This window comes from Prevotella sp. Sow4_E9_plate (assembly GCF_052116205.1).
Taxonomy (GTDB): Bacteria; Bacteroidota; Bacteroidia; order Bacteroidales; family Bacteroidaceae; genus Prevotella.
Map to the genome: position 1 here is coordinate 24,554 of NZ_JBQKLN010000020.1, position 25,120 is coordinate 49,673.

At 43.2% G+C, this 25,120-nt stretch carries 21 protein-coding genes; 13 read left to right on the top strand and 8 right to left on the bottom strand.

From position 1 onward, the window contains the following. Positions 1 to 52: 52 nt before the first annotated feature. Both ACTQ53_RS09460 and ACTQ53_RS09465 read right to left on the bottom strand, forming a co-directional pair. The gene (locus ACTQ53_RS09460) at positions 53 to 370 is read right to left on the bottom strand and encodes a helix-turn-helix domain-containing protein (RefSeq protein ID WP_006848442.1); all 318 of its coding nucleotides are present in this window, start codon (positions 368 to 370) and stop codon (positions 53 to 55) included. A gap of 86 nt (positions 371 to 456) precedes the next feature. Beyond that, entirely contained in the window at positions 457 to 1,272 is an 816-nt protein-coding gene (locus tag ACTQ53_RS09465) for a carboxypeptidase-like regulatory domain-containing protein (protein ID WP_441932830.1), read from the bottom strand. 283 nt (positions 1,273 to 1,555) lie between these two features. On the opposite strand from ACTQ53_RS09465, the gene ACTQ53_RS09470 reads away from it, so the two are divergent. The 6 genes from ACTQ53_RS09470 to ACTQ53_RS09495 all read left to right on the top strand — a co-directional run bounded on the left by ACTQ53_RS09470 (position 1,556) and on the right by ACTQ53_RS09495 (position 11,488). After that, positions 1,556 to 4,372, top strand: a complete 2,817-nt coding sequence (locus ACTQ53_RS09470) for a TonB-dependent receptor domain-containing protein (RefSeq protein WP_441932831.1) — start codon at positions 1,556 to 1,558, stop codon at positions 4,370 to 4,372. A 62-nt stretch (positions 4,373 to 4,434) separates the two neighbouring features. Further along, on the top strand, positions 4,435 to 5,964 hold the full coding sequence (locus ACTQ53_RS09475) for a hypothetical protein (protein WP_441932832.1): 1,530 nt from the start codon (positions 4,435 to 4,437) through the stop codon (positions 5,962 to 5,964). Positions 5,965 to 6,672: 708 nt separating this feature from the next. After that, positions 6,673 to 7,692, top strand: coding sequence for a DNA adenine methylase (locus ACTQ53_RS09480; RefSeq protein ID WP_441932833.1), 1,020 nt, complete (start codon positions 6,673 to 6,675; stop codon positions 7,690 to 7,692). After that, positions 7,692 to 8,522, top strand: coding sequence for a DNA adenine methylase (locus ACTQ53_RS09485; protein WP_441932858.1), 831 nt, complete (start codon positions 7,692 to 7,694; stop codon positions 8,520 to 8,522). Before ACTQ53_RS09480 ends, ACTQ53_RS09485 begins: the two co-directional genes overlap by 1 nt. A gap of 4 nt (positions 8,523 to 8,526) precedes the next feature. Then, complete coding sequence (locus ACTQ53_RS09490) at positions 8,527 to 10,308, top strand: restriction endonuclease FokI C-terminal domain-containing protein (RefSeq protein ID WP_441932834.1); 1,782 nt, start codon at positions 8,527 to 8,529, stop codon at positions 10,306 to 10,308. A gap of 10 nt (positions 10,309 to 10,318) precedes the next feature. Then, a complete protein-coding gene (locus ACTQ53_RS09495) occupies positions 10,319 to 11,488 on the top strand; it encodes a DNA-methyltransferase (protein WP_288232177.1) in 1,170 nt (389 codons plus the stop codon). 589 nt (positions 11,489 to 12,077) lie between these two features. On the opposite strand, the gene ACTQ53_RS09500 is transcribed toward ACTQ53_RS09495, so the two are convergent. The 4 genes from ACTQ53_RS09500 to ACTQ53_RS09515 all read right to left on the bottom strand — a co-directional run bounded on the left by ACTQ53_RS09500 (position 12,078) and on the right by ACTQ53_RS09515 (position 15,143). Further along, positions 12,078 to 13,643, bottom strand: coding sequence for an ATP-binding protein (locus ACTQ53_RS09500; RefSeq protein WP_441932835.1), 1,566 nt, complete (start codon positions 13,641 to 13,643; stop codon positions 12,078 to 12,080). A 324-nt stretch (positions 13,644 to 13,967) separates the two neighbouring features. Further along, a complete protein-coding gene (locus ACTQ53_RS09505; RefSeq protein ID WP_118117227.1) occupies positions 13,968 to 14,171 on the bottom strand; it encodes a hypothetical protein in 204 nt (67 codons plus the stop codon). Positions 14,172 to 14,175: 4 nt separating this feature from the next. Continuing rightward, positions 14,176 to 14,667: a DUF3990 domain-containing protein gene (locus ACTQ53_RS09510; RefSeq protein WP_441932836.1), complete on the bottom strand. Its 492-nt coding sequence runs from the start codon at positions 14,665 to 14,667 to the stop codon at positions 14,176 to 14,178. Continuing rightward, on the bottom strand, positions 14,664 to 15,143 hold the full coding sequence (locus tag ACTQ53_RS09515; protein ID WP_441932837.1) for a helix-turn-helix domain-containing protein: 480 nt from the start codon (positions 15,141 to 15,143) through the stop codon (positions 14,664 to 14,666). Before ACTQ53_RS09515 ends, ACTQ53_RS09510 begins: the two co-directional genes overlap by 4 nt. Positions 15,144 to 15,424: 281 nt before the next feature. Here ACTQ53_RS09515 and ACTQ53_RS09520 point away from each other — a divergent pair, with 281 nt between their 5' ends. The 4 genes from ACTQ53_RS09520 to ACTQ53_RS09535 all read left to right on the top strand — a co-directional run bounded on the left by ACTQ53_RS09520 (position 15,425) and on the right by ACTQ53_RS09535 (position 19,572). Further along, a complete protein-coding gene (locus ACTQ53_RS09520; RefSeq protein ID WP_441932838.1) occupies positions 15,425 to 15,745 on the top strand; it encodes a hypothetical protein in 321 nt (106 codons plus the stop codon). Positions 15,746 to 15,993: 248 nt separating this feature from the next. Next, on the top strand, positions 15,994 to 17,208 hold the full coding sequence (locus ACTQ53_RS09525; protein ID WP_295347634.1) for an ATP-binding protein: 1,215 nt from the start codon (positions 15,994 to 15,996) through the stop codon (positions 17,206 to 17,208). Positions 17,209 to 17,226: 18 nt separating this feature from the next. Next, the gene (locus ACTQ53_RS09530) at positions 17,227 to 17,616 is read left to right on the top strand and encodes a nitroreductase family protein (RefSeq protein ID WP_153119074.1); all 390 of its coding nucleotides are present in this window, start codon (positions 17,227 to 17,229) and stop codon (positions 17,614 to 17,616) included. Between the two features lie 12 nt (positions 17,617 to 17,628). Next, a complete protein-coding gene (locus tag ACTQ53_RS09535) occupies positions 17,629 to 19,572 on the top strand; it encodes a MutS-related protein (protein ID WP_441932839.1) in 1,944 nt (647 codons plus the stop codon). A 217-nt stretch (positions 19,573 to 19,789) separates the two neighbouring features. On the opposite strand, the gene greA is transcribed toward ACTQ53_RS09535, so the two are convergent. Further along, the gene (gene greA, locus ACTQ53_RS09540) at positions 19,790 to 20,254 is read right to left on the bottom strand and encodes a transcription elongation factor GreA (protein WP_089544955.1); all 465 of its coding nucleotides are present in this window, start codon (positions 20,252 to 20,254) and stop codon (positions 19,790 to 19,792) included. Positions 20,255 to 20,476: 222 nt separating this feature from the next. Here greA and ACTQ53_RS09545 point away from each other — a divergent pair, with 222 nt between their 5' ends. After that, complete coding sequence (locus ACTQ53_RS09545) at positions 20,477 to 22,066, top strand: PepSY domain-containing protein (protein WP_441932840.1); 1,590 nt, start codon at positions 20,477 to 20,479, stop codon at positions 22,064 to 22,066. Between the two features lie 183 nt (positions 22,067 to 22,249). Here ACTQ53_RS09545 and ACTQ53_RS09550 read toward each other — a convergent pair whose 3' ends face one another. Next, positions 22,250 to 23,383 carry a 5-methyltetrahydropteroyltriglutamate--homocysteine S-methyltransferase gene (locus ACTQ53_RS09550; protein ID WP_441932841.1) on the bottom strand — a complete coding sequence of 378 codons (1,134 nt, stop codon included), beginning with the start codon at positions 23,381 to 23,383 and terminating at the stop codon, positions 22,250 to 22,252. A gap of 250 nt (positions 23,384 to 23,633) precedes the next feature. Between ACTQ53_RS09550 and ACTQ53_RS09555 the strand changes: the two genes are divergently transcribed. Continuing rightward, positions 23,634 to 24,110, top strand: coding sequence for an Lrp/AsnC family transcriptional regulator (locus ACTQ53_RS09555; RefSeq protein ID WP_118141730.1), 477 nt, complete (start codon positions 23,634 to 23,636; stop codon positions 24,108 to 24,110). A gap of 11 nt (positions 24,111 to 24,121) precedes the next feature. After that, on the top strand, positions 24,122 to 24,820 hold the full coding sequence (locus ACTQ53_RS09560; RefSeq protein WP_441932842.1) for a M15 family metallopeptidase: 699 nt from the start codon (positions 24,122 to 24,124) through the stop codon (positions 24,818 to 24,820). Positions 24,821 to 25,120 lie beyond the last annotated feature (300 nt).

Sequence of the window (25,120 nt, forward strand, 5' to 3'; positions counted from 1 at the left end):
TCTGGAAGACCACATTTCCCCAATGGTCAGGCAGAGATTCACCTGCACAACATTATCTTTCATGTCTTACCCTTTCCTTCTTTTCATTCATTTTCTTCACTTGGCTAGGCAGCATTGGCAGCGGCGGCAAGAGTTTTTCAGCTTCCTGCAGGAATCCAATGCTCCTCAACAGAGAAAGAATAGTGCCAAAGCCTATGTTCTTAGCTTCGCCTTTTTCAAACTGGCTAATGGTGAAAATGCTCACACCAGCCTTTACAGCCACCTCTTTCTGAGTGAGATTGCTGAACAGACGATATTGCTTGAATCGTCCTCCCAATTCTGATATAATCTCAGAATTAGACTTTGCCTCTATACCATATTCCGTAATCATGCTGCAAATATAGTTATTTCTTTATTTATCGCCAAATATAGGGTTAAATATTTAAATATCTTTAGTTATTGCAATAGAAAATGTTACTAAAGATGCTTTGCAGATATACCATAAAGAGAAACGCCCAAGGTTACTGGCAAATTCTTTTTCCTATCTGTACACAGATTTCTTACGCAGCCCTTCTTGAAATAAGCAGGAAAATGAATTTCGCCATTACCGCTACTTGCCATAACAGCTACACCTATATAATATTTATGATTGCGCTCCAGCTTCAACGGTTCTTCTATCCAAACAGACAAATCCTTCTTATCTGAAATTTCGGATAATCGGACGTACAAAGGTCGATGCTGTACAGGCACAAAATTTGTTCCCTTTACTTCATAAATGATTAAGCGAATTGTGCATGAAGCAAAAGTACATTTTTGTACTCGCAACTTAGCTGTTTTCACATAATAGTCTTTATTTACAACAAATAAGGGTCCCGTTTCATATTTCGTGTTTCTAACGTTATGAAATGCAACATCACCTGGTGCCCGAACTCCCTTTCCAAGAATACTTTCCTGCTTTTTACCGGAAACGACTGTTATATCTGACAAATCACAAGTCTTTTCTTTCAACGTAAGTTGCAGCGAAGTCTTTTTGCTATATACATCATAAGGAATTTCACTGGTCTGATAACTGATATGACTAATCACAAGTTCCTGTTTCATGCCATCGGGTACCACCAGAGAGAATTTTCCTTCCTTGTCAGATACTGCATATATACTATCTACATATACGCTAGCGAATTCAACGTTCTTACCAAATTCATCTACAATATGTCCTTTTATAGTCTTATTTGCAGCAATACATGCCAAAGAAAAGAACTCGCAGACAATCAGAAAAAATATAAATCTCCTCATATTCATAGCTTTAAAATTTTATGTTTATATGTATAGCATCGTCCTCCTAATCCAGATATAATCTCAGAATTAGACTTTTCCTCTATACCATATTCCGTAATCATGATGCAAATATAGTAATTTCTATATTTATCTCAAAACTTCAGGTTAAATGTTTAAACTTTTTTAGTTGTTGCAACCGTAACACCATTGTCACAGCTTCGTCAATGCCTTTCAACTTCATTGCAATCGCGATGTAATAATACCGCCGTACCTTTGCAACCGAAATCAAACGATATAGGTTATGAATGCTAAAAGGGGAATTATTGTATTAGGATTGCTCTCGGCGGCTAGCATGCCAACGTGGGCGCAACAGATTAAGGGTGTGGTTATCGACCAGAAATCGAAAGAGATACTCATCGGTGCAGTCGTCACTGTGGATGGAACCAACGTGAAGGCTATCACCAACATCGACGGAAACTTCCAGATCGATGGATTGAATAAAGACAAGAAATATACACTATATATTAATTATATAGGATATAAGACTCAAAAAATTGACGGGGTTCAGGCGAAGGACGCAGACCAGGTAATCGCGCTGCAACCTGATGAACAGCAGCTGAAAGAGGTGACCGTTACCGCAGTGGAAAGGCGTAATACGGATGCGGCAATGATACAGGTGGCCAAAAACAGTCCCGTCATCGTGAGCAATGTTTCGGCACAGGAAATATCCAGAACTCAAGATACGAATGCGGGTGAGGTGATACGCCGAGTGCCAGGCGTGAGCCTCATCGACGATAAATTCGTGATGGTTCGTGGCTTGTCGCAGCGTTATAACAATGTATGGGTGAACGGAGGAGCAGTGCCTAGCTCTGAGGCTGATTCCAGGGCATTCTCCTTCGATATCATCCCAAGTTCGCAGATTGACAACCTTACCATCGTGAAGTCGCCAACGGCTGAATATCCCGCAGATTACTCAGGCGGTTTCATCATCGTCAACACCAAGGAGATTCCGGCAGAAAACAGTTTCAACATCGCCGTAGGCGGAAACTGGAATACATCTTCTGCCTTCAAGGACTTTTCTTACTCAAAAGGTTCCGGAACCGATTTCCTAGGGTTCGACAATGGACTGAGAAACCTGAATGGGGGCATCCATGCTGACTTGAATCCACAGCTCGATGCCAACGGAAAACCGGTGGGCGATTATGCTACTTCGCTCCTGGGCAACGGATTCAACAATGATTGGCTCATCAAGAACAAGAAGCCTTTGGGCGACTTGAAACTGGCAGCTAGCCTGAACCAGCGCTGGATGCTGGGCGGAAGAACACTCGGCATGCTCGCCGCCCTGAACTATACCAACGAATACCGCACCTACGAGAACATGGAGAACAACCTCTATGGCATCTATGATGCGGCTAACGACAAGCCGAACTATCTTCGTCACTCTGTTGACGACCAGTATAATAATAATGTGAGACTCGGAGCAATGCTCAACTTCACCTTCCTTTCCAAGGACGGCAATCACAAGTATCAGCTCAAGAACATCTTCAACCAGTTGGCTACCAGCCGATATACCTGGCGTGATGGCGTGAGCGCCCAGTCGAACCTGGAGCGAAGCGCAGAGTATTACTACCGCAGTCGAACTACATATAACGGTCAGCTTACCGGCAAGCACACCTTCACTAGCGATGCCCTTGACTGGAGCATCGGGTATGCGTATGCCAACCGCCATTTGCCTGACCGTCGTAGATACCTCATCGACGATGCTCTTGAATCGGGCGTTTATGCCCTGAGCACCGGCAACGACATATCCCGCGAGTGGACTCAACTCGACGAACACATTCTCTCTCTTGGGGTAAATGACAAGCACCACTTCAAGTTTGGCAACTTTGAGCCAAACTTACAGGTGGGTGCCTATGGGGAGTATCGCAGCCGAGAATACCAGACCCGCAACTTCATCTACAACTGGAATGTTTCAGCTAACAACATGCCATCCGACTTCCGCCACAGCGACATCCCAACCCTGCTCTCCAGCGAGGCAAACATGGGTTACGACAAGCTGTATCTTCTGGAGGAAAAGCAGATGCGCAATAACTACCGCGGACACAACACCTTAGGCGCCGGGTACCTGGCGATGTCTCTCCCCTTTGGCAAACTCGGCATCCACGCCGGTGTCCGCTTCGAGCATAATGATATGGAACTCATCTCCAATTCCCGTGACTACGAGAAGAGTGAATCGAGCCGTCATTACAAGACCGATGATGTTTTTTCATCTCTCAATACAACATATAAGATCAGCGACCAGCACCAGGTGCGACTGTCGTATGGCCGCAGTATTAACCGCCCAGAATTCCGTGAAGTATCGTCGTCGGTGTATTACGACTTCGACCTTGCCAGCAATGTGCAGGGAAACACTGAGTTGAAGAACTGTTATGTCGATAACCTCGACCTGCGATATGAGTGGTATCCATCCCGTGGAGAGCTCATTTCTCTGGCAGTCTTCTACAAGCACTTCGATTATCCTATCGAGTGGACCTATACGGTGGCTGGTGGCACTGACTTGATTTACTCTTACAAGAATGCAAAGAGTGCCAACAACTATGGTGTGGAGCTGGATATCAGAAAGAATCTCGGATTCATAGGATTGAAGGATTTCAGCTGGTCGTTTAACGGTGCCTTGATTAAGAGCAAGGTGCAGTTTGAGAAGGGTTCGAAAGAGGAAGACAGACCGATGCAGGGTCAGTCGCCATACCTTATCAACACCGGCATCTTCTATAAGAATGAGCCATTAAAGATGGATATCGCCCTGCTCTACAACCGCATAGGCAAGCGAATCATCGGTGTGGGCAGAAGCGAGGGGAGCACAGGCGATGACTCCAATTCCCGAGTGCCTCACAGCTACGAGATGCCCCGCAACACCATTGATTTCTCGCTGGCTAAGAAATTCGGCGAGCATCTGGAACTGAAGCTCAACGTAAGAGATCTTCTTGCTGAAAAGATATATTACAAGCAGTTTGCCGATGTAACGTATAGCGACGGAAGCAAGAAGGAAGTAGAAGAAATAGCAAGATGCTACAAGCCGGGTAGAAACATCGGTTTGCAGGCAATCTATAAATTTTAGAGACTATCCGTAGAATTTCAAGAAAGATAATAATAGATGTTTGTTTAATAAAACAGGAAACAATGATGAACAAGATGTATTTTTTAGGATGCATGGGCATCCTCGCAGCATCTGCCATGTTGAGCAGCTGCAGCAGTGACAATGACGATCCAACTCCTTCTCCAAATCCTGGATCAGAAGTAGTTTACAAGTGGACAACCAATGGCGGCTTGAAGGCTTGCGACCACATCCTCTTCGGAACAGATGACAAGGAAAACGCCAACGGAACACAGATTGGCAACGGCGACCAGGAATTCGTTTTCACAGGCAAGCAGACTTTGAAGAAAGGCACTTATCTCCTCAAGGGATGGGTATATCTTGCAGATGGTGCAGAGCTTACCATCGAACCGGGAACGATTATCAAGGGCGACAAGCAAACCAAGGCGGCACTCATCGCAGAGCGTGGCGGCAAGCTCATCGCCAAGGGTACAGCCACAGAGCCTATCGTCTTTACATCTGAAGAGGCTGCCGGCAGCAGAAAGCCTGGCGACTGGGGTGGCATCATTCTCTGCGGCAAGGCTAAGAACAACCAGACTGAGCAGCAGATAGAGGGTGGTCCTCGTACCAAGCATGGTGGCGCAGATGATGCTGACAACTCAGGAGCCTTGAGTTATGTACGCATCGAGTTTGCCGGTTATCCATTCCAGAAGGATAAGGAGATTAATGGTTTGACTCTCGGTTCCGTAGGTTCAGGCACAGAGATTGACCACGTTCAGGTATCTTATTCCAATGATGATTCCTTCGAGTGGTTTGGCGGTACAGTAAACTGCAAGTATCTCGTAGCCTACAAGGGCTGGGATGATGATTTCGATACAGATAACGGTTTCTCAGGAAAGGTGCAGTATGGTCTTTCTCTGCGCGACAGCAAGATAGCCGACACCTCTCAGAGCAACGGTTTCGAGAGCGACAACTGCGCCGATGGTGCTACCGTGGATCCTCGTACCAAGGCAACCTTCTCTAACATCACCTTTGTAGGTCCTAAGGTATTGGATGATAAGTTCCAGAACACCACAGATTATATCAATGCCGGTGCCTACAATCCGAACAATGGTTCAGCCCTTGGCAAGTTCCAGTCAGCCATGCAGATTCGCCGTTCTTCTAACCTCAACTGCATCAACTCTGTAGCCTTAGGCTGGCCTATCGGTTTGATTGTTGATGGTGAGAAGGGTGAAACCGTAAAGGATGCCAAGGATGGCAAGTTCAAGCTTCAGAATGTATATTTCGCTGGTATGGATGCCGTTGGCACTGATGCCAACAAGCAGTATGAGGATTACCTCTACGATGCTGCCCAGAAGAAGGACATCGACAAGAATCAGAAGTCATACAGCAACACCTTCTTCTTTGCAGAGCAGAGCAACAAGTATTTTGATTCATGGACCTCATTGGTTGGTGCAGATGGCTATACACCTATCGCAGGAAGCCCATTGCTCGGTGCCGCAAGTTTCAATGGCTGGACAGGTTTCGACACCGTAACCTACATCGGAGCCTTCGATGGCAGCACCAACTGGATGAATGGTTGGACCAACTTTGATCCTCAGAATGCAAAGTACTAGAAAAGATTAGTACCGGAAAAGAATTAGAATAGCTAATTTCTATTTTGACTATAAGGGTTTCTTTTATTGGGGCATGGCGCAGTGATTTGCGCCATGCTTTTTTTGTTGTTAGATTATGGAGGAAAATGAGGTTATTGCATTTTTTGCAACAACCACAAAACGCAACTGGTGCATATTTTGTAACAGTTCAGATGCCTGTCAATACCCATGTACGGCGTTTCACCGTATCAAGTCTGCCTAAGACAGCATATTTTGCCCATTTACAATGTTATTTTTAGTAATTTCACCTTATAAAACAAAAAGAAAGCCGTTTGCTTAAAAATAAAGATGCATTTATTCCACCTTTTCATTTTTTTATTGTACCTTTGCACTGGAATTTCGCCTTTCACGGCATTTTTCCAAGACATTGTGGGTAAAAATTACGCATTCGCTATTATTTCGCGTTTAGCCAAGAGCCTCGGAAACTCTAATTGGAATAAAAAGCACGAAAATAATATGTGACAGGTGGCTCGTATTGTAGCTTCTGGAATACCAATAGCGATGCACACGCCATAGGCGTGATGCATTCTTATTAGGTATTCCGGGGCTCCATTCCGAGGCCGCCCCGTGCTAAACGCGATAAGAGGCATCACGCCTTTCTTATACCCTATTGCGTTTTGCGGATTGATAGTTGGGTGCAATTAGCAAACTATCAATCAAAGATACTGTATGCGCTACATAGGAAGTAAGATCTTGATGTTGTCCAACATCAAAAATGTCATCGACAAAAACACCGAGAATGTTCAGACCATTGCTGATGTATTTTCGGGGACAGGAGTCGTGTCACAATTCTTTAAGCAAAACGGATACTCCGTTTACTCTAACGACAGTTTATATATGTCGTACGTATTGAGCAAAGGAATGTTGGAAATGGACAATCCTATAAGTCCAAAGTTGAAAGAAACTATCAATCACCTCAACACTCTAACCATCGAAAATGCCAAATGGTTCGACATCAATACAGCTTTTATCTACCAGAACTATTCTCCAAACGAGAATAGTAAAAGGATGTATTTCCAAAATAAAAATGCCATAAAGATAGACTTGATAAGGCAAGAGATAGAACGATTGAAACCACAAATTACTGAAAGTGAATATTTTTATCTTTTAGCTTTGCTTATCAATGCCGTACCATATGTGTCCAACATAACTGGCACTTATGGAGCATACTTGAAATTCTGGGACAAAAGGACTTACAATTCTTTAGTTCTCCAAGAAATAGAAATTTTGCACAGTAACGTTGATTGCAAATGCTACAATATGAACGCCACTGATTTTGCTCAGCAAGTAGTAAGCGATTTGGCCTATCTCGACCCTCCCTATAATGGCAGGCAATATATGCCAAACTATCATATACTCGAAACTATTGCAAGATACGATTACCCACAGATAAAAGGTATAACTGGCATGCGTATCGATCCCGAAAAGATGTCGGATTTCTGCAAGAAGAGCAAAGCAGAACAAGCGTTTCGGGAATTACTGACAAATCTCAACTGTAGATACATCTTATTATCATACAACAACGAAAGTTTACTGTCCACAGACGTGATGTCTCAAATCATTCAAGAAGCAGGAATCAGACAAACATTCAGATTGTTCGAATATGACTACAGAAGATATAAAAACAAAATTCCAAACAATGCCGCAGGCTTAAAGGAACAACTTTATTTTATCGAAAAAAAACTATGATGAAGTCTCCTCTCAATTACATCGGCGGGAAGTACAGGCTATTGCCCCAAATACTTCCTTTGTTTCCAAAACAGATAAATACCTTTGTCGATTTATTTGCTGGAGGACTTGACGTGTCTATCAATGTAGATGCCCAACGCATAATCTGTAACGACATCAACAATTACGTCATCAGTCTTTTTAAATATTTCAAAGAAACCAGCATAGATGATTTAACAAAGCAAATTCAACTGGTTATCGAAGAATATCAACTAAGCAAACAAAACAGAGACGGATATAATTCTCTACGCAAAGAATACAATCGGACACACCAACCGCTTCACCTATTCATGCTTGTTTGCTACGGCTTCAACCACCAGTTCAGATTCAACAATAAAGGAGAGTTCAACAATCCATTCGGCATAAACAGGAGCTCATACAATGCCAACATCGAGCACAATCTCAAACAAATGCATAACATCCTAAAAAACATAGAATTTCATGTTTGCAATTTCAGAGAGTTCGACCTTACGTTTATGAGAACAGGAGACTTTCTATATGCAGACCCACCTTATTTAATATCCTGTGGTTCGTATAATGATGGCAAAAGAGGATTTGCAGGTTGGAGCGAACAAGACGACCTGCTTCTCTTCAAAAAACTGGATGACCTCAACGAGCGTGGAATCAGCTTTGCTTTGTCGAATGTTATCGAGCACAAAGGTATGAACAACGAGACCTTGGCAAGATGGGCCAACAGATATAACATCCATTATCTGAAAGCTGATTATTCCAACTCCAACTATCAGGCTGCGGTTAGCAACACAAAAGAAGTATTAATTACAAACTATTGAGAATATGGCAACAAGAACTTTCGGTTGGATTCAAAATCCTTCATCCACGGACACTCTAAAAGACATTCTCGGGCTTTTTGTCCAAGGCTCGAAATTCCATACCTATATGACAGAAGAAAGATTGCCTCTGTTGGCTAGCGCAGGACTATTCCAAACACCCAATCTTTACTTGGAGTTTCAAAAAATTCTCAGAGCGAACAAACCTATTGCATATAATGTCCTTAAAGGAAAAGGAGCTGGAGGTGGAAGCAGAAAAAACGCCAAATGCTCTGGACTTGCCCAAGCTGCGGTAACAGGACAACAATGCCAAACATATACCATTGACAACAAAATTGTAAAAATAAAGAAACCATATACTGACGACTGGACAGCAGATGGTTTTATAAGATGGGCAGTATCTCTCGGCTTTCTCAACTACAACTATTCAGATGATACTTGCAGTATAACACCATTAGGCATAGACTTTGTCAATGCAGAAAACACAAAAGAGAAGAACGCCATATTAGGCCGAGCTTTTTTGTCGTATCCACCTGTATGCAGAGTCATGGGATTATTATGCAAATACCAACACATGACCAAGTTTGAAATTGGAGCGAAACTTGGATTCACCGACGAAGCTGGTTTCACCTCTTTTCCACAGAACATTTGGGTTCAGGCCTACGAGGAAGCTACAGATGCTAACGAAAAGAAGAAACTACGCTCTGACACCGAAGGCTCTTCAGATAAGTATGCCCGCATGATTTGCAACTGGCTTGAATCCATCGGTTGGGTAAGCAAGAAACCGAAAACCGTAAAGGAAACTTTTGGCTCGAAAACATACGAATGCGAGATTACATCTGCATTTGAAATAACCGCAATGGGCATCATCAATTACAGGAAAGCCATAGGTATGTCGAAAAGTCCAAGAATCCCGAAAATTGTGTATAGAGAGATGTTGGCAAGCAGAGCATCTGATGCCAATTATCTGCGAATGCGCAGAACTTTAATCATAGAATTTCTAAGTAAGCACAAAGCCAAAACTATAGAAGAGATTGTATCCTTCCTTGCCACCAAGGGCATTCAAGAAAAAGCCACGACCATCAGAGACGATATGACGGGGCTCATTAATATCGGCTTGGACATTGAGAACGAAGGCGATACCTTCAAACTCAGAGACATCATTACGAAACTAAGGTTCTACGAGGAAAATATAACGAAAGAAACAACAGATGCCGTTGTCGTAAAAGACAGAGCAAGAGTTAGATTGCATAATATCAATCACAAATATCTCACGCTCATTGATTACGCATTTTCGGGCAAGAACAATTGCACTGAATTTGAAATTTACACCATAGACTTGCTTGTCAACGAACTTGCATTCAATGGAATTCATCTTGGGGGTACAAGAAAACCTGATGGTATTTTCGATTATAATCAACAAGGCATTATCATTGACAATAAAGCATACTCTAAAGGATTTACCATAACCAGAAGTATGGCTGACGAAATGGTAAGATACGTACAAGAGAACAACGACAGAAACCCAGAACGAAACAAAACCCAATGGTGGTTAAACTTTGGCGACAATGTCAATCACTTTAATTTCGTCTTCATCTCTTCAATGTTCAAAGGCGAGGTAAGACACATGCTCAACAACATCAAACAGAGTACAGGAGTTGACGGTTGCGTACTTACAGCAGAAAACTTATTGTATTTTGCCGATGCCATCAAAGGTGGTACCGTAAAACGAACGGACTTCATAAACTTGTTTGGAAAGAATGACGAACTGGTATATCCATACAATTAAAAAAAAGAAAATGGAAGAATTTATATTAAGAAAAGGAGATTGTATGCAAGAGCTATCTCTTATAGACCAAACAATAGACATGGTATTCGCTGACCCTCCCTATTTTTTATCTACAGGAAATGGGACTGTAAAAATTGGCAATAGATATGTCAGCTTCGACAAGGGAGAGTGGGACCACATTCGCTCCAAGGAAGAGATATATCAATTCAATTACAAATGGCTTTCACTTTGCAGAAAAGTACTGAAAGATTCTGGAACAATCTGGGTTTGTGGTACTTACCACAATATTTACGAAGTAGCAAACTGCATGAAAGACTTAGGATTCAAGATTCTAAATATGATAGTATGGCAAAAGGCTGACCCTCCCAAAACGCTCACAGAACAGCGCTTTAATTTCTCAGCCGAATACATTATTTGGGCAAGAAAATGCGAGAAAGTTCCTCACTATTTCAATTACCAACTGATGGAAGCCATGAATAATGGTGTCCATATGCCAGATGTGTGGAAACTGCCCGCACCAGGAACATGGGAAAAGGTTTGTGGCAAACATCCAACCCAAAAGCCTTTACGACTCCTGTACCGTATCATTTTGGCTTCAACACGAACTGGAGAAACCATCTTAGACCCATTCGCCGGGAGCTGTACGACAGGCATAGCTGCAAACTTACTGGGCAGAAACTTTATTGGCATTGAACAAGAAGAGAAATACATAAGATTAGGACTAAAGCGAAAAGCAGAAATCGAGGAGAAAGCAAAAGCCGAGCAAATCTTCAAGCATATGTCTGAGAATCCAAATGAAGTACAAGTTCTTGTAAATCATGTCAGAGCCAGCATCTTACCAACAATGATAGAAAAAGGAATTACCTATATGCGAGCAGGAGACTCCAAAGGCTCAATATTGGTTACCCCAGGATTTGAGCGGATGGGGTATATATTGTTACATACAGGTGGAGAAAATTGTCATTTATTCAAACTAAGGCAGCAAGGCTGTTTTCAAATTTGGACAAAAGAAACTTTGGAGGCACAAGGATTTCATCCCGAACATGCTTCTTATTATATGGTTCTTCATTTTGACAACCATAAAGAAATTCCTTTTTCTACTTTACCCAAGCTTAGACAAGGAATCAACACATATCGTTCTAAGATAAGACCACTAAGTGATTTTATTGGAACAAAATAATAATACATAACAAAACAATTCATCACATGTATAAAAAACAGACTTTACCTTTTCCTTCAGCCGGAGATTATTGGTTCTGGACAAGAGGTAATCTTGTTATCGCACTTTTTCTGGCAACAACCACGAAACGTAACCGTTGCATATTTTGCAACGGTTCAAAAAGCACATAATCCGCTCTCGTTGACAAAGATCAACTTATACCAGTGCTTTGCTGCTATTCCATCCTTCCTTATACCAGTCACTACCCATACGTCGTGTTTCACGACACAAGGGTAGTAACAGGCAAGAATAAGGATGGAACTGCAGCATAACGTTTCCAACAAATGCTGTTTATCCTCTTCTCGCTCTTGACAACTTATGTGGTAGATGTAGAAGGGCACAGTTCGAAACATCTTAGTATAGTCTTCAAAAGAGCTAATTGAAGTTGTCAGAAGAGTTACAATCTGTTTTTAGAAGATATAGCTCCTAAGACCGCACATCAGCTGTTGTGCGGTTGCACATCAACTGTTGTGCACATGTCGCCCAGCTGTTATGCATGCGTGTTTCAGCTGATGTGCATTCTCTTTTTACAAGAGGCTAACTAACCATATCATTCCTCTTCAATTATCCAATCCTCTATGTTTCCCTGGGTAGAATCAAAGTTGATACCTACTTTTACTATAGGTTTCCCGCAAAGCGCAAAGCGCTGGGCATAGTTCTTGAGGTTGATTTGCTGCAAAGCCGTCTGGGCATCCCTGTTCAGCTTCAGCTCTATGACATAGAGACGGATGTCGGTCAACAGCACGATATCTACCCTTCCATTGGGAGTGTGCACTTCTACATCTACCACATAGCCAGTCAAAAGCGAGAAGATGATAAACAGCATCTGCTGGTAATGACCTTCATGGTTGGTGACATTGCAATATGGCACAGTTCCCAGGAAGGTCTGGAGCAGCTGTAATGCTCCGTCCATATCATTCTGACGGATAAGCACAGACATCTGAGCGATGGTGACATCTCCATTCTGGGCAAACATTCCTTCCAGATAGTTAGGAAGAAGACTCTCGAACAATCCAACTTTGATTTCCTTGTTCGGCAAATCAAGAGTATAGAGCTTGCTGGTCTTGTCATAATCTTTGATGGTAAGATAGCCACTTTGGTATAGCAAAGGGGTTATGGCCGTCATGTTCTCTGTCGGGGCATCAAAGGCTGATGATTTGGCATACATTTTTCCAAGAGTTGCCGGCAAGACATGAAACTTCCGCATCATGTTAATCAAGTCGGTTGGAGTGCCGGAAGCGAACCCGTATGAACCAAAATCCTGATTGGCAAAGCAGTTGAGCAGACTGAACGGATTGAATATATCTGACGATTGAGCAGAGAAATGATAACCATCGTAGTTCATTTTCAGTTCTTCGATGGCAGTTTCTCTTGTGGAGCCTAGCGATTTTGCCAATTCATCAATGTCGTCCGACATCTGGGTGAGCAGCTCCTCCTTGGTGATTCCACATATTCCCGAATATTCCCTGTTCATCGAAATATTGGTGATATTATTCAGTTCGCTGAAGATGCTGACTTGCGAAAACCTGGTGATACCGGTGAGGAAGACAAAGCGGAGATATGGGTCGCAATCCTTCAATGGACTATAGAAATTATGCATGATATTGCGAAGATTCTTGAGATTGTCATCCTCTTGTGCTACATCAAGAAGAGGAGCATCGTATTCATCGATGAGCACGACCACCTTCTTTCCCGTCCGTCTGTACACATTCATAATCAGGTTTGTCAATCTCACATTCGGATCAACAGCATCATTTTCTATACCAAACTTCTTTTCATTCAAGCCGATGATATAGAGCAGGTATCTTTCCAGTTGCTCCTTCTCCATGTGTTTGCCCATAGCCATACAGAAATGGAGCACAGGATATTCTGTCCATTCCTGCTCCAGCTTTTCAATGGCTAGTCCCTTAAAGAGTTCTTTCTTTCCTTCGAAATAACTCTGTAACGTAGATACAAGCAAAGACTTTCCGAAACGGCGTGGGCGTCCCAGAAATATATAGTTGCTGTCAGAATGTGTCATGCGGTAAACATATTCTGTCTTGTCGATATAGAGCCGGTCTTCCGTGCGAATCTTATCGAAGGTTTGTATTCCTATAGGATATCTTTTTCTTGCCATAATTCTACGCTTGATGATATTACAACTGCTTATCTTGCATAAAGCCACTGCAAAGATACGAAGTTTTTTTGGAAACTCTATTAAAAAAGAAGAAATATTGGGTTATCATTTTCAATAATAACTCTCGGGAAGATATTTATCTCATTTTTTCCAAAACAAAAAAGAAATTGAAGAAGATTTTTCATATTTTGACTATAAGGTTTTCTTTTATTGGGACATGGCGCAGTGATTTGCGCCATGCTTTTTTGTTGGGTTATGGAAGAGAATGCGGTATACCCCATTCAATAGGGTTCAACATACCTAAAATGTACAAACGGCAGTCTGCTAACAAAGTTCCTCTGTCAAATAACGAGAGGCCAAAGCTTCTATGTCTATCTTGTCTGATTTTTGAATTTCTTCAATGACAGCGTCTGTGCAATCATCATTCATTACCACACCTACAGCTTCGCTTGGAGTAAGGTTACATTCTTTTGCTATATAACAAGCAATTTCACCTAATACATTTTCATAATTATACTTATTTCCCATATTCTCAATCTTTAATGAGTTCATTAATAGCCTTTTGTGTACAAAAGCAATATTGTATATAGCTAAGTCCAAATTGGGATATTCTGGAAACCAGAATACTCAAGTTACTTTCATCAAGATAAGCTTCCCCACATTGGCGTATATAGTTTTTTCTTTCTTGATCAATGAAGGCATCTGCTACGGGTCCAATAACAATATCGTAGTCATGCTTGAATCCGCTTTCTTCCCTATTCTGGAGAATGAACTTTGGCCATTCTGTTGTAAATCCTTCAAAGATTTTAATTTGAAGTCCTTTTTTCTCACCTATATTAGGATAAAACAGAAACGCATTGACTGTAATTTTTCCTCCATGAAGAAAAGTGCTGCGTTTGCCCATTTGCCAAGCTCTTTTCCAATTTGGAGTGAGATAGAATCCTTTGCCAAAATCGTTTTTCCCTTTGCATTTGGTGAGATTAGGAGTAAGAATCTCTGTATAACTTCCATGCAGCAATCTCATGACGCCATTACCCTCCTTTCCTTTTCCTTAGCTTTTGCAATATGGTTATTGCAGATACGAGTCAAATCCTCAATGATCTGTTCCCTTGGCTGAGTCTGCTCTATTTCCCAATTCTCCTCCAAAAATCTGATGCCTTGATTTTTTTGGAGGAAGTTGAAAGCTTTCTGCTTGGTAATTTTCTTGTCTTCTGCAAACCAGCAAGCTGCAACTGTGACAAAGATTGTGGCCTTCATCATGGTCTCTGCTGACGGATACTGACTGTCTATATACACACTCAGTTTCTCGCCCATAGCTTCCAGGAGGACAGAAGCATCATCTATAGAGATATTGGTCTTGCCACTCTCAATTTTACTGATGCTGCTTTTGCCCAATCCCACATATTTTCCAAGAGCCTCTTGCGATAGCCCTTTTTCCAGACGAACTTTTTTCACTATGCCCCCCAGGATATTATCCGTATTATCGAATTTCTTTTTCATATCTGTTCTTTTTGGAGCAAAAATAGCCAAAGTTTCCCAAACGAGCAACTTTTTTAACTTAAAGTTGTATAAAAAAGACTTGAAGAAGATATTTCATATTTTGCCTACATGTTTCAAGAAGATGCATATCTATCTTCAGACGCTGATGTCCTGAAACAGGATATAAATCGCATTGCACAATATGCCATGTATGCATATTGCATTTTCGCATTGTTTTCGCTGGCATTTTCTGTTTGCAGACAAGCGGGCTTATCCTTCAGAACAACGGACAAATTACCCAAATGGCTTCCATACTCATCTGGACAGAAAGCACGATGGGCCTGATTTCCTTCATCGCCTCCCTGGTAGCCGGCTGTCATCTGTGCAACAAGCACAGGGGCCACATGCACAAACTGGGCATAGCCCTTGTCCTGGTTTTCATCGCATGGCTGCTATGCTCGAATCTCCTCCCTGCGGCAGTGTTTTATCTGGCAGGCAACACCCGGCAGACTGCTTTCATCAGCGTGAACATCATCAGTATGATAACAACGACATCGGCTTATATATACGCATACTATAGGATGTTTCGGGCGATAAAAACGATAGGATGTTTCGGGCAATAAAACTAAATAAATACAAATTCTCGGATATACAGATTATAGAAAGGTTATCAGTTCTACAGAAAGTGTTATCAGTTCTACAGAAAGAAATTTGCAATGCACTGCAAATTTCACCAAGAAACACAAGAAATTTGCAATACACTGCAAATTTCCCGAAAAAGTTTCGTATATTTGCAGCGCATTTCATTTTTAGCAATCAAGATAGAATGCAAAAGGAATAGCAAAGTGAATAAATAGAACATAAAGAGAATATGATAGAGCGTAAAGAATACATGAATCTCCTGGAGAAATGGAGAGACAAGAAGGCCATTAAGGTAGTAACAGGCATACGACGCTGTGGCAAGTCATCGCTGCTGAGGATGTTTAGGGAGAAACTTCTCTCGGACGGAGTATCCGAAGAACAAGTACAGAACCTCAACTTCGAGGATCTCGACAACGAACCGTTCCTCGACTATAAATTTTTGTACGCGCACGTAAAGCAGAACCTGTGCCCAGACAAGATGAACTATCTCTTCTTTGACGAGATACAGATGGTGGAAAATTTCCAGAAAGTGATAGACAGCCTGTTCCTGCTAGATAACGTAGACATTTACGTTACTGGCAGCAATGCCTACCTGCTCTCTGGCGAAATAGCCACCCTGCTCACCGGAAGATACATCGAAATCAAACTCTTCCCTTTCTCCTTCCGAGAATTCATGCAGACGCAGCCTGCCCATACTTCCCGAGAGCTTGCCTATCGCCAATACATCGAACTGGGTTCCTTCCCATACATTCCCCAAATCAGCCAAGACCGAGAGATGGTGCGTGAATACCTGTCAGGTCTCTACAACACCATCGTACTGAAAGATGTGGTGAGCCGCAAAAAGATAACCGATGTGATGATGTTGCAAAGTGTGGTAAGATTCCTTGCTGACAATATAGGCAACATATCCGTAATCAAGCGCATCAGCGATACCATGACCTCGCTGGGCAGAAAGACTACATCTCATACGATAGAAAACTACGTCTCTGCCCTCACCGACAGCTATATCTTCTACCCAGTGCAGAGATATGATGCCAAGGGTAAGCAGCTATTGAAGACTGGACAGAAACTTTATCTTGCCGACGTAGGTCTGCGCCAAGTCATCAATGGCACCAAAGGTGGCGACTTGGGGCACGTACTGGAGAACATCGTGTATCTGGAACTAGCACGACGAGGCGGAGAAATCTATGTAGGCAAAGCCGGTGATGCAGAGATAGACTTCGTGGTAATCATTGGTGAGCACAAGGAATACTATCAGGTATCGCTCAGCGTAAGGGATGAGACCACGATGCAGAGAGAATTGGCACCCCTAAAGTCCATCTCCGACAATTTTCCAAAACATCTGCTCACCCTGGACAACGACCCCGTCCAGTTTCATGATGGAATCAAGCAAGAATATGTGCTCGACTGGCTTATGGAATGCTATGATTCGCCTAAAAAATAAGACTCACATAGAAAAGCAATGATGGAAAAGAATCAGATTTTTGAAAATATTATGAGCCGTACATCGGTGAGAAGTTATACAGACATGCCACCACTCGCCATCGTGGTTTGCGGATGCCTTGACAAGACGCTGGAAGGCACAGAGCAGGAGTTCTGGATTCAAGACTGTTCGGCAGCCACGGAGAACATCCTGCTGATGGCTCACGGCCTGGGACTTGGCGGAGTATGGACAGCCCTCTATCCCCTGAAAGAACGATACGAGGGAATGCAGCAACTACTGCATCTGCCCAAGACGATGATTCCGCTCAACACCCTCATCATCGGATATCCGAAGAATCTGGCGGAAGCAAAGGATAAGTGGAAAGAGGAGAATGTATCCTATAATAAATGGATGGAGAAAAATTCATAATAAAGAAAAAGTATGAGTATCAAGGAGAATTATCAACAATATGTAAGCCGATATGCTTCTGAGGTGGCAGCCTTGAAGCGTAAGAATACGGGATTTATAACGGGAGAGTTGCTGGCTTTCGGTGGCATCCTCGCCTTCCTGATCTGCTATTTCGCATTGGATGGAGATACGCAGAACTATCTGATGGGGGCGACATTGTGCCTGATTGCCTATCTGGGTATCAGACGACTTGACGATAAGAACAAGGAAAAGATAGAGCATCTTTCGGCATTGCTCAAGGTTTATCAGGACGAAATCAAGGCTTGGGAGGGCGAATTCTCGCCTTTCGAAACGGGCGATTCCTATCAGAATCCGCAGCATCCTTATTCCTTCGACCTCGATGTCTTCGGCAAGAGTTCGCTGTTCAACCGCATCTGCCGAACCATCACATCGGGCGGTTCGGAGGCACTCGCCAGGAATCTTACCCGGGAAACGCCTCTGAGCCTGGAAGATATCAAAAGAAGAAGAGATTTGCAGAAGGAATTGGCTGGAGAAGGCGAAAACTGGCGAATGGAATTCCTGGCACTTGGCGAAAAGAACAGAAGCCAAACTGCAGATGGCAAAATGGTGAATGGCAAGATGAAGAAGATTGATTCTGCTGCGGTGGTGGATGCGATGCAGAAGGTTTCGAAGATGGAGGTGCCGGCATGGTTTGGATCTCCGATTTCGCTCGTTATCGGATGGCTGATGATTATCGGAGTCATCAGTTCCGTGATTTTATCGATATGCGATATGGTTTCGGTGGATTTCGCTTTGTGGTGGGTATTGGCACAATACATGGTGGTATTCTTCGTCTGCAAGCAGACACTTGATAAGATAGACAGCAATGGCGGCAAGCTTCGACATCAGCTCATCGCCTATGCCCAGATACTCCAGCTTATCAACAGGCGCAATTTCCATAGCGAATTAGGCAAGGAGGTGCAGGATTCTCTGGCAGATGCCCTGCCTTCCTTTGCCCAACTGGAAAAGATATTGAAGGGGTATGACAGAAGAGGCAACTTCCTGGGTCTTTTCTTCACCGATGCCTTCATGCTGAGCGATTTCTTCCTGGTTCGCAGTTTCCTGAAATGGAAGAATACCTATATGGTGAAGATGGAGGAATGGATGCATATCATCAGCGAGATGGATGCAATGGTTTCGATGGCGGATTTCAGATATAATCATCCGGAGGCTGAAGAGGCGGAATTTGTTTCGGGAAGTCCGGAAGCAGATACCGAAAGCGATGTTTCAGAAAATGCAGGAATCGGAAGTCCGGAAATCGTGTTCGAGGGTAAAAATCTCTATCATCCTTTCCTGGGGGCCAAAGCGGTGAAGAATGATCTCACCATCAAGGATGACAACTATTATATCATCACCGGAGCCAACATGGCGGGAAAGAGTACCTTCCTGCGTTCGCTGGGCGTGAACTATATCCTGGCGATGGCGGGTATGCCGGTATTTGCGGATCAGCTGAAGATTTCCCGTTTCAGATTGTTCTCGAGTATGAGAACCACCGATGATTTGACGCATGGCATCTCTTACTTTAATGCTGAGCTGATAAGACTGGAGGAGCTGCTGAAGTTCTGCAAGGAAAGTGCAGAGGGAATGTTCTGTAAGGAAAGTGCAGAGGGCAATAAGGAGCCACTCCGAACGCTGATTATTCTGGATGAGATTCTGAAGGGAACGAATTCGTTGGATAAGCTGAATGGTTCGAGAAAATTCCTAGAAGCCATCGCCAAGCAGCCGGTGAGCGGTATCATCGCTACCCACGATTTGGAACTCTCCAAGATGGAGAATGATGCATCAGGGAAATTCCACAACTATTGTTTCGAGATAGATTTGGGCACGGATGTTACCTATACTTATAAGATACAGAAGGGCGTAGCAAGAAACCAGAATGCCACCTTCTTACTGAATAAGATTCTGGAGAAATATTAGAATAAAAAGAGAAGAGGGTGTGTCATAAAGCCTGCCCTCTGCTGTTTTTAGGCACGGATTACACGGATTTTTCATGAGGCTATAATCGTATTATTTACATTAGCGGCATAAATCCGTGTAATCCGTGTAATCCGTGCCTTATCTATACCCTAGGCAAGATACTTATGACACCCCCTCTTTCCTTTTAAATAATACATGATAGCTCTACACTATCCAGTTATAACTCAACGCTATCCAGGCGGAATTTCAGCAAGCCGGCTGGCACCTTTACCATTACCTCATCACCTGCCTTCTTACCCAGAAGGGCCTTGGCGATAGGCGACTTGATAGAGATTTTTCCACTATGCAAATCTGCCTCGTGAGGATTCACGATAACATAACTCATGCTGCACTTGTTGGCGAGATTGGTAATCTTAATCTTGCTCAGCAAGCCAACGGTATCACTCTTCAATCGAGACTTGTCGATGACACGGGCATTCTCCAAGACCTTCTGCTTGAAGCTGATGCGGCTCAACAGTTTGCCCTGCTCACGCTTGGCAGCATGATACTCGAAATTCTCGCTGAGGTCACCCTTGTCGCGAGCCTCAGCAATTGCATCGCGAACGGCTGGCAACTCTACGTTTACCATGTGTTGAAGTTCGGCCACGAGCTCATCGTAGCCTTCTTGAGACATATATTCCATTTTTCCTTATTTTCTAGTTTCTTATTGTTCTTAATGAATGATGATTTTTAATTTCGGGGTGCAAAGTTACTTGTAATTCATGAAAACACCAAACTTTTTTAGTGAAAAAGTGAAGAAACTAAAGATTAGAAAAAAACAGAGGCATCCTAAATCATTATTTTTGAGTATTGCAGAATTCCATAAATCTTCTTACCTTTGCACTCCAATTATAGAATTACAAAAATGAGAGATAAAAAGAAGAAACATTTTACTTGGAAGAAATACCATCGTTGGTTCGGACTTGTACTGTCAGTATTCATGTTGGTATTCTGCGTATCAGGCATTATTCTGAATCATCGCCAGCTTTTCGCCGGTTGTGAGGTAAGCAGAAGTCTAATGCCATCGGCTTATCATATCAAGAATTTCAACAACGGCATCATCAAGGGTTCTATCAAGATCAATCACCGCATCAGCAAAACTCCAAGTGATTCCATCCTGGCGTATGGATATGGCGGCGTATGGCTTACCGATGCAGAGATGAAAACCTGGAAAGACTTTAATAAGGGATTACCCAAGAACGTGGATGGCAGGAATATCCGCAACATGGTACAGACGAAAAACGGAGAAATCTGGTGTGCAGCCATGATGGATGTATATCGCTTTGATGGAAAGGAATGGAAGATATTTCCGCTCGCAGACAATGAAGAGCGTATCGCTGACATTACATTGACCAAAGACAGCACAAGCATCATCGCCATAACCCGTTCTGCCGTTTATGAAATATCTGGTAAGAAGACGGATGCAACCAACGAAAAGAGGGATGCAATCAGCAAAAAGACGAATATTACCCGCAAAATCATCGGTCAACCAGAAGGTTTTGTTCCGGAAGTTACCCTTTTCAAGACCGTTTGGAACCTGCATAGCGGTGCTTTCTTCGGATTAGCCGGAAGATTGGTGGTGGATGCCATCGCCATCGTACTTATCATCCTTTCGATAACGGGCATCATCCTTTTCATTCTTCCTTATCGTATCCGCCGACAGAAGAGATTACAGGCAAGAGAAAAGATGCAGAAGCTTGGCAAACAGATGGTTTTCCATGCCAAATGGCATAATAAATTAGGATACACGACTATCATCCTTACGCTTTGGCTGTCAATAACAGGTATGTGTCTCCGTCCACCATTGATGATACCTCTGGCGATGAACAAAACCACAGAAAAGGTGAAGGATGGAAATGTCTGGCACGATAAACTTCGTGCTATCCGATGGGATGCAGCAGAGGGCAACTGGCTTGTTTCTACCTCAGAAGGATTCCTGAGAGTGGATGAGTATTTCCAGCATAAACCTATCTTATTAAATAAGGAGAAGGCACCAAAGGTAAGTCCGATGGGAGTGAATGTTTTCGAGAGTGACGGCAAGGGTGACTGGCTGATAGGATCATTCAGCGGCATGTTCCGTTGGAATCCGGAAAAGAATCTGATAGTAGATTATTTTACGGGGAAAGCCAACCAAGGAAAATCGATGATTCCGATTTCCAGTTCTTTGGTCAGCGGTTATTCCAAGGACTTCTTTGGAGGAAAAGAAGTGATTTTCGATTATAGCAAAGGGGCGAGCTTAGGTGAAACAACATCTACCCCCGAGTTGCTTTCTGCCACCCCCATGTCGCTTTGGAATGTGGCATTAGAACTCCATGTGGGTAGATGCTATTCTCCATTCTTAGGACCTCTTTCCGACCTTTTCGTCTTCATCTCCGGCTTGCTGATTACGCTGGTTTTGCTTTCCGGCTATATCTTATTAAAAAGGAGGAAGAAGAAAGGGCAAAAGCATTTATAAATCTTTGATATATAAAGCTTTTGCCCTTACAAGGCGACATTCTTGCTTATGCGTAACCCAGGGCGCTGCCCTGGGCTAGGAGCTTCTGCCCTTTACCTTTCCCTTCGGCCGGTGACCGTTGGTTCAGGGCGTGTAGGGCTAACTTACAAAAGCTCAGGGTGTGTAGAGTTTTAATAATACCTTTTATTCTCCCCAAACTTCCTCGGAAATCTCTCTAACCAGATCTATCTTTGCCCATTGCTCAGCATCGGTCAGTTTATTGCCGATTTCACAAGAGGCAAAGCCGCATTGAGGACTGAGGCTTAAGCGATTGAGAGGGATATACTTGGCAGCTTCGTGGATTCTGGCGATAACCGTAGCCTTATCCTCCAACACCGGAGATTTGGAGGTTACCAAACCCAGAACCACCTTCTTGCCATCTGCCACATACTTCAAAGGCTCGAAACCGCCCGAACGCTCGTCATCATACTCCAGATAGAAGGTATCCACATCCTCATGAGCGAAAAGATAAGGAGCCACGGCATCATAGGCACCTTTGGTGGCATAGCAGGAATGGTAATTGCCTCGGCATACGTGGGTATTGATAGTCAACCCCTCCGGCTTGCCTTCGATGGCAAGGTTGTCCACCTTCAGATATTGCAGGGCTTCCTGTTCAAGGGTGAAGCCGTAGCCCACCTTTGCTTTCCAGTAATCACTATCCACAATCATTCCCCAGGTGCAATCATCCAGCTGGATGGTGCGGCAACCGGCTGCATAAATCTCTTGGAAGAAGGTGCGATAAGCCTGGGCTATGTCTTCAATCAGCTGGGTGGTATTAGGATAGAACTTGCGGGTGTTCTCGGCATTCTTGCCACGAAACAGTTCCGCAAGAAACTGAGCCGGAGCCGGAACCGTCTGCTTTGCCTCGAAGATAAACTCACCCTCGGCATCCAACTCCTCAAACTGCTTCACAAACAGGAAATCCTTGATAAAAGGATGATTCTCACCGGTAATCTTGCCGGTCAGTTGGATAGAACCCTTGGTTGTCTCCTCGCCATGAAACTGATAGCCATGCTCCAGTTCGATATGTTCCACACCATTGAATCCCCACATAAAGTCGAGATGCCAATAGCTGCGGCGGAACTCGCCATCGGTGATATAAGGCAGATGATGCGCCTTCTGCTGCTTGACGACCTCTGTTATCAGACGGTCTTCGATGCTGCGAAGGTCGGTGGCAGAAATCTTGCCATCAGCAAACTTGGCTCTTGCTTCCTTCAACTCTGCAGGGCGCAAATAGCTGCCCACTGCCTCAAAATGTATATTTCTTGCGTTGCTCATTATTTTATCTCCTATATATTTTTAATGATGAATGACTCTTAATTTGCCATTATGAACGATTCTTAATTAGTCATTATCGGATGATGAACGGCTCTTTGCTTCCGGAATTGCGAGTGCAAAGGTAAGAGAAAGAATTTTATCTGCCAAATATTCTCCGTAATTCAGAAAAATATACTATCTTTGCAGCGTATTAAGTAAATCAGCAGAATATTATTCTGCAAAAATGAATAAAATCAGTAATAAAGAAACAATGGCTACAGAAGAAAATCTCGACGAAATCGACATTAAAATACTGAAGTTATTGCAGCAGAACTCCCGACTCACCGTCAAGGAACTTGCCGCAAGAGTACACCTCTCCCCTTCTCCCACCTTTGAGCGGCAGAAGCGATTGGAGCGTGAGGGATACATCCAGCGATATGGAGCGATAGTAGATCATCACAAGATGGGACACAACGTGATTGTGCTCTGTAATATCCGATTGAAACAACACACCCATGATTTGATTCAGCAATTCATGGATACCGTGCAAACCATCGACCAGATTACGGAATGCTACAACACCACCGGTGATTACGATTTCCAGATCAAGGTGTATGCCCGCGACATGAAAGCCTATCAGGACTTCATGCTCAACACCCTGGGAAATATCGACTGCATCGGAAGTCTCCATAGCATCATCGTAATTGGCGAAATCAAGGATTCGCATTATATTCCCGTAGCAAAATAAGGAGAAACGTTATGACTGCAAAAAGGATTTTAATAATATGCCTGTTTATTTCCATGCTTTTCTGCCTTCCAGCCAAGGCACAGAAACCAGGAGATATCGTCAGCGAACAAACCATCAGAAAACTGGGAGAGAAGCATTTCTTCTCCATCTCCCCCATCCCTGATGAAATTTTCTACCTGATGCAAGGGAAGACATACAAGAAGAACTGCGCCGTAAAAAGAAGCGAACTGAGATACCTGCGATGCCTGCATGTGGATAAGGACGGCAGGAAGATAGTGGGCGAAATGGTGGTGAACAAGGCGATAGCGGCAGATGTGCTCGCTATTCTCAAAAAGCTCTACGAGGCGAAATATCCGATAGAGCGGATGAGACTCATCGACTATTGGGATGCAGACGACGAAAGGGCGATGAGAGCCAACAACTCCTCCAGTTTCAACTTCCGCTTCATCTCGCATACCCATACCGTATCGAAGCATGGCAAAGGACTTGCCATCGACATCAACACTCTCTATAACCCCTACCACAAACGACTGAAAAACGGCAAGGATGTGGTGGAGCCAGCCACTGGCCGTCCCTATCTGGACCGCAGCAAGCATCATGTTTATATGATCAAGAAAGGCGACCTCTGCTACCGCCTCTTCAAGGCGAAAGGATTCCGATGGGGAGGTGATTGGAAACACAGCAAGGATTACCAGCACTTCGAGAAATAAGAATTCCCGATAAGATTTTGAGAAAAGACATTAAAGAAGATACTAAAAAGAAGACATAAAAAAGGCTATGCCCACGTTGTATCCCCTAAATAACAACTATTGGCATAGCCTTTAATTATCCTTCATTATCTTTTTTATTTTTATAATGAAATACAATTCAATCTTTTCTAACCTAATATAGAGAATTATTTAGTTATACCAAATTGAATTATAATCTCTACGTTCATCTTCCTCATTATAGAGGTTTTCGTACTCAAGGTTTTTTGCCTCAAAGGCTTCACGTGTTTGTTTCATAATAAT

What these genes read in the sequence shown, in the direction of transcription:
- ACTQ53_RS09530 (WP_153119074.1), top strand. Translation starts at nt 17,227, where the DNA reads ATGATGGAAAAGAATCAGATTTTTGAAAATATTATGAGCCGTACATCG.
- ACTQ53_RS09505 (WP_118117227.1), bottom strand. Translation starts at nt 14,171, where the DNA reads ATGGGAAATAAGTATAATTATGAAAATGTATTAGGTGAAATTGCTTGT.
- ACTQ53_RS09545 (WP_441932840.1), top strand. Translation starts at nt 20,477, where the DNA reads ATGAGAGATAAAAAGAAGAAACATTTTACTTGGAAGAAATACCATCGT.
- ACTQ53_RS09480 (WP_441932833.1), top strand. Translation starts at nt 6,673, where the DNA reads ATGCGCTACATAGGAAGTAAGATCTTGATGTTGTCCAACATCAAAAAT.
- ACTQ53_RS09560 (WP_441932842.1), top strand. Translation starts at nt 24,122, where the DNA reads ATGACTGCAAAAAGGATTTTAATAATATGCCTGTTTATTTCCATGCTT.
- ACTQ53_RS09525 (WP_295347634.1), top strand. Translation starts at nt 15,994, where the DNA reads ATGATAGAGCGTAAAGAATACATGAATCTCCTGGAGAAATGGAGAGAC.
- ACTQ53_RS09460 (WP_006848442.1), bottom strand. Translation starts at nt 370, where the DNA reads ATGATTACGGAATATGGTATAGAGGCAAAGTCTAATTCTGAGATTATA.
- ACTQ53_RS09555 (WP_118141730.1), top strand. Translation starts at nt 23,634, where the DNA reads ATGGCTACAGAAGAAAATCTCGACGAAATCGACATTAAAATACTGAAG.
- ACTQ53_RS09535 (WP_441932839.1), top strand. Translation starts at nt 17,629, where the DNA reads ATGAGTATCAAGGAGAATTATCAACAATATGTAAGCCGATATGCTTCT.
- ACTQ53_RS09475 (WP_441932832.1), top strand. Translation starts at nt 4,435, where the DNA reads ATGATGAACAAGATGTATTTTTTAGGATGCATGGGCATCCTCGCAGCA.
- ACTQ53_RS09550 (WP_441932841.1), bottom strand. Translation starts at nt 23,383, where the DNA reads ATGAGCAACGCAAGAAATATACATTTTGAGGCAGTGGGCAGCTATTTG.
- ACTQ53_RS09470 (WP_441932831.1), top strand. Translation starts at nt 1,556, where the DNA reads ATGAATGCTAAAAGGGGAATTATTGTATTAGGATTGCTCTCGGCGGCT.
- ACTQ53_RS09465 (WP_441932830.1), bottom strand. Translation starts at nt 1,272, where the DNA reads ATGAGGAGATTTATATTTTTTCTGATTGTCTGCGAGTTCTTTTCTTTG.
- ACTQ53_RS09490 (WP_441932834.1), top strand. Translation starts at nt 8,527, where the DNA reads ATGGCAACAAGAACTTTCGGTTGGATTCAAAATCCTTCATCCACGGAC.
- ACTQ53_RS09515 (WP_441932837.1), bottom strand. Translation starts at nt 15,143, where the DNA reads ATGAAAAAGAAATTCGATAATACGGATAATATCCTGGGGGGCATAGTG.
- ACTQ53_RS09485 (WP_441932858.1), top strand. Translation starts at nt 7,692, where the DNA reads ATGAAGTCTCCTCTCAATTACATCGGCGGGAAGTACAGGCTATTGCCC.
- greA (WP_089544955.1), bottom strand. Translation starts at nt 20,254, where the DNA reads ATGGAATATATGTCTCAAGAAGGCTACGATGAGCTCGTGGCCGAACTT.
- ACTQ53_RS09500 (WP_441932835.1), bottom strand. Translation starts at nt 13,643, where the DNA reads ATGGCAAGAAAAAGATATCCTATAGGAATACAAACCTTCGATAAGATT.
- ACTQ53_RS09520 (WP_441932838.1), top strand. Translation starts at nt 15,425, where the DNA reads ATGGCTTCCATACTCATCTGGACAGAAAGCACGATGGGCCTGATTTCC.
- ACTQ53_RS09495 (WP_288232177.1), top strand. Translation starts at nt 10,319, where the DNA reads ATGGAAGAATTTATATTAAGAAAAGGAGATTGTATGCAAGAGCTATCT.
- ACTQ53_RS09510 (WP_441932836.1), bottom strand. Translation starts at nt 14,667, where the DNA reads ATGAGATTGCTGCATGGAAGTTATACAGAGATTCTTACTCCTAATCTC.